Source organism: Limnohabitans sp., from assembly GCF_030158565.1.
Lineage (GTDB): Bacteria > Pseudomonadota > Gammaproteobacteria > Burkholderiales > Burkholderiaceae_C > Limnohabitans_A.
Genome location: NZ_JAOASQ010000017.1, coordinates 61,276 through 70,604, shown reverse-complemented (window position 1 = coordinate 70,604; position 9,329 = coordinate 61,276). Strand labels below are relative to the sequence as shown.

Annotated in this window: 11 protein-coding genes; 8 read left to right on the top strand and 3 right to left on the bottom strand. The window is 64.4% G+C overall.

Annotation, left to right across the window (positions count from 1 at the left end; genetic code table 11):
- Position 1: 1 nt before the first annotated feature.
- A complete protein-coding gene (locus tag Q1W40_RS02860) occupies positions 2-496 on the top strand; it encodes an Mpo1-like protein (RefSeq protein WP_300708667.1) in 495 nt (164 codons plus the stop codon).
- Between the two features lie 157 nt (positions 497-653).
- Here the strand turns inward: Q1W40_RS02860 and trxA are convergent, their stop codons facing one another.
- Positions 654-1,607, bottom strand: a complete 954-nt coding sequence (gene trxA, locus Q1W40_RS02855) for a thioredoxin (RefSeq protein WP_300708665.1) — start codon at positions 1,605-1,607, stop codon at positions 654-656.
- A gap of 81 nt (positions 1,608-1,688) precedes the next feature.
- Here trxA and purE point away from each other — a divergent pair, with 81 nt between their 5' ends.
- Genes purE through Q1W40_RS02840 form a run of 3 tightly spaced genes read left to right on the top strand, consistent with a single transcriptional unit; the run spans position 1,689 to position 4,344 of the window.
- Complete coding sequence (gene purE / locus Q1W40_RS02850) at positions 1,689-2,189, top strand: 5-(carboxyamino)imidazole ribonucleotide mutase (protein ID WP_300708663.1); 501 nt, start codon at positions 1,689-1,691, stop codon at positions 2,187-2,189.
- A complete protein-coding gene (locus tag Q1W40_RS02845) occupies positions 2,186-3,355 on the top strand; it encodes a 5-(carboxyamino)imidazole ribonucleotide synthase (RefSeq protein ID WP_300708661.1) in 1,170 nt (389 codons plus the stop codon). Before purE ends, Q1W40_RS02845 begins: the two co-directional genes overlap by 4 nt.
- Before the next feature lie 8 nt (positions 3,356-3,363).
- Positions 3,364-4,344: an L-threonylcarbamoyladenylate synthase gene (locus Q1W40_RS02840; protein ID WP_300708659.1), complete on the top strand. Its 981-nt coding sequence runs from the start codon at positions 3,364-3,366 to the stop codon at positions 4,342-4,344.
- A gap of 7 nt (positions 4,345-4,351) precedes the next feature.
- Here Q1W40_RS02840 and Q1W40_RS02835 read toward each other — a convergent pair whose 3' ends face one another.
- Positions 4,352-4,606, bottom strand: a complete 255-nt coding sequence (locus Q1W40_RS02835; protein ID WP_108324030.1) for a SemiSWEET transporter — start codon at positions 4,604-4,606, stop codon at positions 4,352-4,354.
- A gap of 4 nt (positions 4,607-4,610) precedes the next feature.
- Entirely contained in the window at positions 4,611-6,092 is a 1,482-nt protein-coding gene (gene dacB / locus Q1W40_RS02830; RefSeq protein ID WP_300708655.1) for a D-alanyl-D-alanine carboxypeptidase/D-alanyl-D-alanine-endopeptidase, read from the bottom strand.
- A gap of 194 nt (positions 6,093-6,286) precedes the next feature.
- Between dacB and Q1W40_RS02825 the strand changes: the two genes are divergently transcribed.
- Genes Q1W40_RS02825 through Q1W40_RS02810 form a run of 4 tightly spaced genes read left to right on the top strand, consistent with a single transcriptional unit; the run spans position 6,287 to position 9,325 of the window.
- Complete coding sequence (locus tag Q1W40_RS02825; protein WP_300708653.1) at positions 6,287-7,252, top strand: DMT family transporter; 966 nt, start codon at positions 6,287-6,289, stop codon at positions 7,250-7,252.
- Positions 7,249-8,001, top strand: coding sequence for a tRNA (adenosine(37)-N6)-threonylcarbamoyltransferase complex dimerization subunit type 1 TsaB (tsaB, locus tag Q1W40_RS02820; RefSeq protein WP_300708651.1), 753 nt, complete (start codon positions 7,249-7,251; stop codon positions 7,999-8,001). Before Q1W40_RS02825 ends, tsaB begins: the two co-directional genes overlap by 4 nt.
- An 8-nt stretch (positions 8,002-8,009) precedes the next feature.
- On the top strand, positions 8,010-8,495 hold the full coding sequence (rimI, locus tag Q1W40_RS02815) for a ribosomal protein S18-alanine N-acetyltransferase (protein ID WP_300708649.1): 486 nt from the start codon (positions 8,010-8,012) through the stop codon (positions 8,493-8,495).
- A gap of 11 nt (positions 8,496-8,506) precedes the next feature.
- On the top strand, positions 8,507-9,325 hold the full coding sequence (locus tag Q1W40_RS02810; protein WP_300708647.1) for a uracil-DNA glycosylase family protein: 819 nt from the start codon (positions 8,507-8,509) through the stop codon (positions 9,323-9,325).
- Positions 9,326-9,329: the final 4 nt, after the last annotated feature.

Genomic DNA, 9,329 nt, shown 5'->3' with positions numbered 1-9,329 from the left:
ACTGATGGTTCAGTACGCCCATTACCACCGCGACCGCCGCAACATCGCCACCCATTTGCTGGGGGTGCCCCTCATCTTCATGGCCATCGGCATCATGTTGACACAGCCTGAATGGGTGGTGGGCGACCGCGTGGTCACGCCCGCTTGGCTGGTGTGGGGGCTGACCAGTCTTTGGTACCTGTCACGCGGCAACTTCTTGCTGGGCTTGGCCACCACGGTGGTCAACGGTGCGCTGATCGCCCTGGCACATGTGTTGGCACCCATGGCGGGCCAAGTCGGCCTGCAAGGCTGGCAGTTGGGCTTGGCCGTCTTTGTGATCGGCTGGATCATCCAGTTTGTCGGCCACTACTGGGAAGGCCGCAAACCCGCTTTTGTGGATGACATCGTGGGCCTGTTGGTCGGCCCCATGTTTGTCGTCGGCGAGGTGCTGATGGCCATCGGGCTTCTGTCGTCCATGCGCATGGCCATCGAACGGCAGGCAGGCCCCTCGCGCTGAGGCCATACACAGTGCTTTGTGCTCATTGATGACCTGGGATGTTGGCTGTAGGTCGGCGGCTTCAGCCCCGACGTGGGGTCTGTGCCGGAGCGGAAATCGTCGGAGCTGAAGCTCCGACCTACGACTCCGACCTACAAATCGGACTGGCGACAGCCGTTCAGTTGAGCGCCATGCTCAGCTTGCGCCGGTAACTGGAGATCATGGCCAGCAGCGGGTCTTCTTCGACCGCTGATTTGCCCATCAGCTCGATGCCGCCAGCCGATTTGCCGGTGGCGTCTTGGGCCTGGAATTTTTGCGGGGTCATCAACTCCAGCAGGGCGACAAAGGTTTTGCGCGGGGCTTCGTCGTCCCATTTTTTGTCGCGCATGATGATTTCCAGCAGCTCTTCCATGGCCGCTTCCCATTCGCCCACAGCGATGAGCAGGCGGCTTTTGGCAAAACGGGTTTCAAAATCGCGCTTGTTCTGGCCGATCAGTTCATCGAATTTGTCCAGTGGCCAATGGCCGCGTGGGTCGGTGCTGACGAATTCCAGGGCGTTGAGCCATTGGGTCTGGGCTTCAAAACGCAAAGGCACCGGAATGCGGCTCATGGCCGGGGCCAACAGGGCGGCGGCTTCGGCCAGCTCGCCCAGACCGATCAGCAGCTTGACCAGGTCAAAGCGGGCGTCATCGTTGCCCGGGTCGGTGGCCAGGGCTTGTTCCAGTGCGGCGCGGGGGCTGGGCGGCTCGCCGGCTTCATGGTCGGCAGGTTCTTCTTCTGCCAAGGCGGGCGCTTGCAGTGTGTCGGCCGCAGGCAGGTGTTTGTCGAGGAATTGCTTGACCTGGCCTTCAGGCAAAGCGCCCATGAAGCCATCGACGGGCTTGCCGCCCATCAGCAAGACGCAGGTCGGGATGCTGCGGATGCCGAAGGCCTGGGCCAGTTGCTGTTCTTCGTCAGAGTTGATCTTGACCAGCTTGAAGCGGCCTTCGTAGGTGAGCTCCACCTTTTCGAGGACGGGGCCCAGCGATTTGCAGGGGCCGCACCAGGGGGCCCAGAAATCCACCAGCACGGGCGTGGTCATGGAGGCTTCGATGACCTCGGTTTCAAAGTTTTGTATCGTGACGTCCATCATGGCGGGCAGTGTTCCGGGTTGTGTTTCACGCCCCCATGGGGTGAAACCTTAAAATCCAACATTGATCACGAAAAGCACCCAATGACTCAAGCGCTCATCGGCGTCGTCATGGGTTCCAGCTCCGACTGGGACACCATGCAGCACGCAGTCCAGATTCTCCAACAGTTTGGCATCCCCCACGACGCCCGTGTCGTTTCGGCCCACCGCATGCCCGACGACATGTTTGACTACGCACAGACGGCCGCAAGTCGTGGCCTGCAGGCCATCATCGCGGGCGCAGGCGGCGCGGCGCATTTGCCCGGCATGATCGCGGCCAAGACCGTGGTGCCGGTGCTGGGTGTGCCGGTGCAGACCAAGGCCTTGTCGGGCGTGGATTCGTTGCACAGCATTGTGCAAATGCCCAAGGGCGTGCCGGTGGCCACGTTTGCGATTGGCGCAGCCGGTGCGGCCAATGCCGCCCTGTTTGCCGTGGCCATGCTGGCCAACAACGATCCGGCGCTGCGTCAAAAGCTCGAAGCCTTCCGCGCCGAGCAGACGGCCATGGCCCGCGCCATGACCCTGCCACCTGTGGGGGCCGCATGAGCAAACCCCTGTTGCCCGGCTCGGTCGTCAACGGTCAGCCTGCCACATTGGGCGTGATGGGCGGCGGCCAGCTGGGCCGAATGTTCGTCCACGCGGCCCAGGCCATGGGTTATTTCACCGCCGTGCTCGACCCCGATGTGGCCAGCCCCGCCGGGCTGGTGAGCCACCACCACATCCAGACCGATTACCTGGACGAGCAGGGCCTGGCCCAGCTGATGCAGCGCTGCGCGGCCATTACCACCGAGTTTGAGAACGTGCCCGCGCCTGCGCTGGTCACGCTGGGCGCACACCGTCCGGTGGCCCCCAGCGCCGATGCGGTGGCCATTGCACAAGACCGCGCTGCCGAAAAAGCCCACTTCGTGAACTGCGGCGTGCCGGTGGCCCCGCACGCCGTCACCGCCAAGCCCGAGCAACTGGCGGCCGTGAACGATGACCTCTTGCCCGGCATCCTCAAGACCGCTCGCATGGGCTACGACGGCAAAGGCCAGATCCGGGTCAAGACCCGTGCCGAGTTGGTGGCTGCCTGGGACCAGCTCAAAAACGTGCCCTGTGTGCTCGAAAAAATGCTGCCCTTGAAGGCCGAGTGTTCGGTCATCGTGGCCCGAGGGGCTGATGGGCAGATGGTGAATTTCCCGGTGCAATCGAACCTGCACCGCGAAGGCATTCTGGCCGTGACCAGCGTGCACGAAGGCGCTGTGCCCGCCGATCTGGCCGCACAGGCTGTGGCCGCGACCCGTGCCATTGCCGAAGGCATCCACTACGTGGGCGTGCTGTGCGTGGAGTTTTTCATCCTCGAAGGCGGCCAACTGGTCGTCAACGAGATGGCGCCGCGCCCGCACAACAGCGGCCATTACACGATGAATGCTTGCGACCAATCGCAGTTTGAGCTGCAGGTGCGCACGCTGGCGGGCTTGCCGCTCACGCAGCCGCGTCAGCACTCTCCGGCCATCATGCTCAACCTGTTGGGCGATTTGTGGCCAGAAGGCGCCAGCCCCGCATGGGCGCAAGTGCTGGCCTTGCCCGGCACCCACCTGCACCTGTACGGCAAGCTGTCGGCACGCCCCGGTCGCAAGATGGGGCACCTGAACATCACCGGGGCCACGCCCGAGGCGGTGCGCGCCACGGCCTTGCAGGCCGCCGCTTTGCTCGGCATCGAAGCGTTTTAAGGCGGCGCATGATCCTGAGTGCGAACGAGGCGAGCATCGCGCAGGCGGCGCAAGCCCTGCGTGATGGCCAGCTGGTGGGCTTGCCCACCGAAACGGTGTATGGCCTGGCCGCCAACGCGACCGACGATTCGGCCGTGGCGAAAATCTTTGTGGCCAAAGGCCGCCCCGCCGACCACCCGCTGATCGTGCACGTGGCCAGCGCCGCGCAAGTGCCGCTGTTTGCCGCGCAGGTGCCCGACTTTGCGCAAGCCTTGATCGACGCGTTTTGGCCCGGCCCCTTGACCTTGATCTTGCCGCGTCAACCCGGTGTGGCCACCGCCTCGGCCGGTGGGCAAGACTCGATTGGTTTGCGTTGCCCATCGCACCCGGTGGCCCAACAGCTCCTGCACGCGTGCGTGGCTTTGGGTGTGCACGGTGTGTCGGCCCCCAGTGCGAACCGCTTTGGCCGCGTAAGCCCCACCACTGCGGCGCATGTGCAGTCCGAGTTGGGCCAGGAACTGCTGATCTTGGACGGCGGCGAATGCCCGGTGGGCATCGAGTCCACCATCATCGACTGCACACGCGGTGAGCCGGTCTTGCTGCGCCCCGGACACATCACCCGCGTGCAAATCGAAGCCGCTTGCGGCCGCGCCGTGCTGGACAAGGACGCGATCGCACAAGCCGCACCCCGCGCCTCGGGCACGCTCGAATCGCACTACGCGCCCCGCGCCAAGGTGCGCTTGATGGCGGCGCAAGACATCGACGCCAAGTTGCAAGCCCTGGGCCCGCACGCCAACAACCTGGGCGTGTGGTCAGCGCTGCGGCCCGATGCTGGTGCTGGTGTGGTGTGGCGCGCCCAAGCGCAGAGTGCCGAGCAAGCCGCGCACGATTTGTTCAGCGTGCTGCGCGATCTGGACGCGCGTGGCGTGCAGCAGATTTGGGTGCAGCTGCCACCCGACACGCCCGAGTGGGAAGGCGTGCGCGACCGCTTGCAGCGGGCCGCAGCCTGATGCCGCTTCAGCGGTAACGCAGCTTCATCACCAAAATCATCAGCGCCAAGCTGGTGGTGATGGTGTTCGCGATGATGATGGGCCAGGCCGCCATCAGCACGCCATAGACCAGCCACAGCGCCACACCCACGGTGAACAGGCTGTACATGCCCAAAGAGATGCCGCTCACATCGCGTGTGCGGAAGGTGTGCCAGGCTTGCGGCACAAAGCTGGCGGTGGTCAGGATGGCGGCTGCGGTGCCGACCCAGTCGATCAAATTCATGGCGTCATTGTCGCTGGCGTTTGGCCACGGTGCGGGGCATGTCGGTGTTGTTCGCGTCACGTACCGTCCATTCCAGCAGTTGGTCCAGTGCGGGCCGGGCCTGGTTGGCGTTGGGGTGGTTGATGATGGCCACCAGCGCGTAACGCTGACCGCTTTGGCCTTGCACATAGCCGGCCACCGAGGCCACATCGCGCAAGGAGCCGGTCTTGAGCCAGGCCTGGCCGATCACGGGCGAGTTGGGGTTGCGCTCGCGCAATCGGGCGCTGGTGCCGTCCATGCCGGCCACCGACAAGGAGTTTTGAAACGATGCCGCATGCGGTCCGCTGCTGGCCGCTTGCAGCAAGGCCGTCAGCGCCTGGGCGCTGCTGCGCTCAGTGCGCGACAGGCCCGAGCCGTTGTCCAGCACAGGCTCGGTTTGTCCCGGAAACTGCGTGTGCCACCACTGCAAGACCCGCAGGCGCGAGGCCTCAAACCGGCCAGGGGCACCCATGTCGCTCGACAGGGTCAAAAACAATTGCTGTGCCATCACGTTGTTGGAGAACTTGTTGATGTCGGCGATTACCTCGCCCAAGGGCAGCGAGGGGGCTTCGAGCAGCAGGCGCGCTTTGGCGGGCAGGTTGCCGTAGCGCACCTGGCCACCCAGCCGGTTGCCGGTGGCCAGCCACACGGCCTGGATGAGTTTGGCGCCATACACCTCGGGTGCGGGGTAAGCCACAGGCCATGGCCGCTCGCCACAGCTGGCCGGGTAAGTGCCTGCAAAGCGCACCTGATGGGCTTGGCTGAAGTCGGCGCGCAGCTGGCTGCGCCAGTCCTGGCAAGGGCCGTGGCCCATGGGCACGCTGCGAGGCGCATCGAACCCGGCCAAAGGCGGCTCCACCCGCACGCTCACTTGGCCCGTGGCGGCATCGGGTGTGAAGGTGTAGATCAGCGCCTTGAAGTTCAGCAGCAGCCCATCGGGGCTCACGTTGTAGGGGCGCAGGGGCTCGTCGTCAAACGCTTCGGTGCGCGGCGTGACTTCGAACACGCTGCGGTCGAGCACGATGTCGCCCCGGATGTCGCGCAGGCCCAAGGCGCTCAGCTGGGCCATCAGGTCTTGCAGCCGCTCAATGACCAGCTTGGGGTCGCCGCTGCCCCGCACGATCAGGTTGCCTTGCAGCACACCGTCCTTGATCGGCCCATCGGCATAGACACGGTTGCGCCAGGTGAAGTCCGGCCCCAGCAAGGACAAGCCCGCGTAGGTGGTGATCAGCTTCATCACCGAGGCGGGGTTGGTGGCGACCTGCGCCCGGTGCGCCAGGCGTGGGGTGGCGCTGTTCAGGGGCGTGACTTGAATGCTGATGGCTGAGGGTGGCACATTGGCTTGGCGCAGCGCTTGCAGCGCGGCGGACGGCAAGTCGGCGGCCATGCCAAAGGTGGCGCTGATGGCCAAACCGAGGCCCATCCAGCCGCGCAAGAAAGGGTGCAAACCCGAGTATTCGGTCTTCATGGATTGATCAGGCTTCATAAATTGATTTGGCCCGATGGTGTTGAAATGTCAGAGCAGCCTCTGTTTTGTCATCCCGGATCGAGTCCGGGATGACAGAAATGACAGATTCGCCTCGACATTTTCAAACTTCACTGGGCCAATCAAGTGGAGTCTAACGGTCAGTTTCGCTTCGGGTGGGCCGTATGATCGACGCCATGCGATTTTCTTCACGAACCGTGGGCTTGGCCTCGGCAGTCATCACGGTGCTCATCTGGACCGGTTTCATCGTCATTGCTCGGGCTTCGGCCTCGCGCGGTTTGTTGCCGCTGGACATTGCGCTGGCCCGCATTTTGGGCGCCAGCGCGGTGCTGTTGCCCTGGGCCTGGTGGCTCATGCGTCCGGCCCGCCAACGCGGCGAGGCGGTGGGCTCATTGTTTGGCTTGTCGCCACTGCCTTGGGGGCAGACGGTGCGTGCCGGCTTCTTTGGCGGCTTGCTCTACGCCGTGTTGGCCTACAGCGGCTTCTTTTTTGCGCCCGCAGCGCATGCCTCGGTCCTGATGCCGGGCAGCCTGCCGCTGTGGACCACCTTGCTGGCCTGGTTGGTCTTGCGCGAAAAAATTCCCAACAGCCGAGTGCTGGGCCTGGGCTTCATTGTGTTGGGTGACTTGTTGGTCGGCGGCGTGAGCTTGCTGCGCGCCTTCGATGGCGGTGATGTCTGGAAGGGCGATGTGCTGTTCATGAGCGCGGCTTGCTGCTGGGCGGCTTACAGCGTCACGGTGCGCCGTTATGGGCTGGACGCGGTGCGTGCCACCATGGCCATCACCGCTTTTGCTTTTGTGTTTTTTGTACCCACCTATGCGCTGTTGACGATCACGGGTGCCTTGCCCACGCATTTGCCTCAAGCGCCATGGTCCGAGATCCTGTTTCAGACCGCCTTTCAGGGCGGCGGCTCAGTGGTGATTTCGGGCATCACCTTCACGCAGATGGTGCGTCACTTTGGTCCCGTGCGCTCGACCATGATCACGGCCCTGGTGCCGGGCTTGTCGGCTTTGGGTGCCGTTTGGTTTTTGGGTGAGCCCATGCACTGGAACCTGGTTGCCGGGCTGGCGCTGGTCACCGGCGGCATTTTGTTTGGGGTGCGACAGGCCAAGCCTGTGGCTGCAGCGGGAGCCAAGGCATGAGCCCGACCACGCCCGAGTTGCGCTGGCTGGCCTTTGACACCAGCACCGATGTCTTGTCCTTGGCCGTCGCCCGTGGCGACCGTGTGTGTACACAGACCTTGCCCGGTGGCGCGCAGTCGTCCAGTGGGCTCATCCCCGCCGTGCTGAGCATGCTGGCCGAGGCGGACATGCCTTTGGCATCGCTCAACGCCATCGTGTTTGGCCGTGGACCAGGCTCTTTCACCGGTTTGCGCACCGCGTGCGCTGTGGCGCAAGGCTTGGCGTTTGGCGCCGACGTTCCTGTGCTGCCGGTCGATACTTTGCTGGCCGTGGCAGAAGAGGCGCGTTGGCAGCGTGTGCAAGGCGGTGAAGCCAATGCCGATGTGTCGGTGCTGGCCCTGCTGGACGCCCGCATGGACGAGGTTTACAGCGCGGCTTACCAATGGTCTGCAGCCGGACAGTCCTGGCAAGGCGTATCGGCCCTGCAGGTCAGTGCGCCTGAAAATGTGCAGTCCAGCGCCTCTGTGTTGGCGGGGAATGTGTTTGAAGCTTATGGCCCGCGTTTGAACATGCCAGGCGAGCGCTGCGTGGCTTTGCCCACAGCGGCGGCCTTGCTGCGCCTGGCCCCTGCCCTGTGGGCGCAAGGCCTGGCTGTGCCGGCCGAGCAGGCCATGCCCTTGTACATCCGCGACAAAGTGGCCAACACCACCGCCGAGCGCGAAGCCATGAAAGCCCAGGCTGCTGCGGCCAAGGCGGCTTCAAACCCATGAGTGCCGTGATGCCTTCTGCCCGTCAGCAACCGACCGAAGCCATCCGCAACGCGGTGACCTTGCGGACCATGACGCCCGAGAACCTCGATGCGGTCATGGCCATCGAGCAGGCCGCCTACAGCCACCCTTGGTCACGCGGCAATTTCCGGGATTCATTGAACCCGTTGTTCGATGCCCAATGCCTGTGGCTGGGCGATGAACTGCTGGGCTATTTTTTGGCCATGCACGGCGTGGAAGAAATGCATTTGCTCAACATCACCGTGGCGCCCGCCCGCCAGGGCGAGGGCTGGGGCCACATGATGCTGGACGCCTTGTCGCTGATCTCGCGCAACGTGGGCGCGCAAACGCTGTGGCTGGAGGTGCGCCAGAGCAACGCCCGCGCCTTGCAGGTGTACGAGCGCTACGGTTTTGTCCGTGTGGGCCTGCGCAAGGATTACTATCCTGCAGACCGCCAGCAGCGTGAACACGCGGTGGTGATGAGTTTGAAGCTGTGAACGGATTTGTGATGAGCGACCCCACCCGATTTGACCTGGACGACCGCCAACGCGCCATGCTGGCCGAGATGGGCGTGCGCGTGTGGTGGCCGCAAAGCCCTGCGACGACCGAGGCCGCGCCTGTGGCACAGCCTGAGCCCGTGGCCGCTGTGGCCACTTCGGCGTCTGTGGTCCCAGCACCTGTTTCTCCAGCACCTGTTGCCCGCCCGGCGCTTGCAACACCGGTGCCCGCAGTGCCCATCAAGCCGCTGGCCGAAGGTGTGGACCGCATGGATTGGGCCGCGCTGCAAGAAACCGCGGCGGCGTGCCAAGCCTGCGATCTGTGTGCGCAGCGCAAAAAATCTGTCTTTGGCGTGGGCGACCCACAGGCCCCATGGATGGTCATTGGCGAAGCGCCAGGCGAGGAAGAAGACCAAGCGGGCGAACCTTTTGTGGGCCAGTCGGGCCAACTGCTCGACAACATGCTCAAGGCCGTGGGCCTGAGCCGCAAGGCCCAGGGCGAAGGCGGTGTCTACATTGCCAACGCCATCAAGTGCCGCCTCCCGGGCAACCACAACCCCACGCCGCAAGAGCTGGCCACCTGTGCGCCCTATCTGGCGCGGCAAGTCGCTTTGGTGCAGCCCAAAATCATCTTGCTCATGGGCCGTTTTGCCGTGCAATCGGTGCTGCAAACGACCGAGCCCATCGGCAAGCTGCGCGGCCAGGTGCACAGCCACCAGGGCGTGCCGGTGGTGGTCACTTACCACCCCGCCTATTTGCTGCGCAACCCCGCCGACAAGGCCAAGGCCTGGGCCGATTTGGTGCTGGCGCTCAAGACGGCGCAGGGCTGAAGCC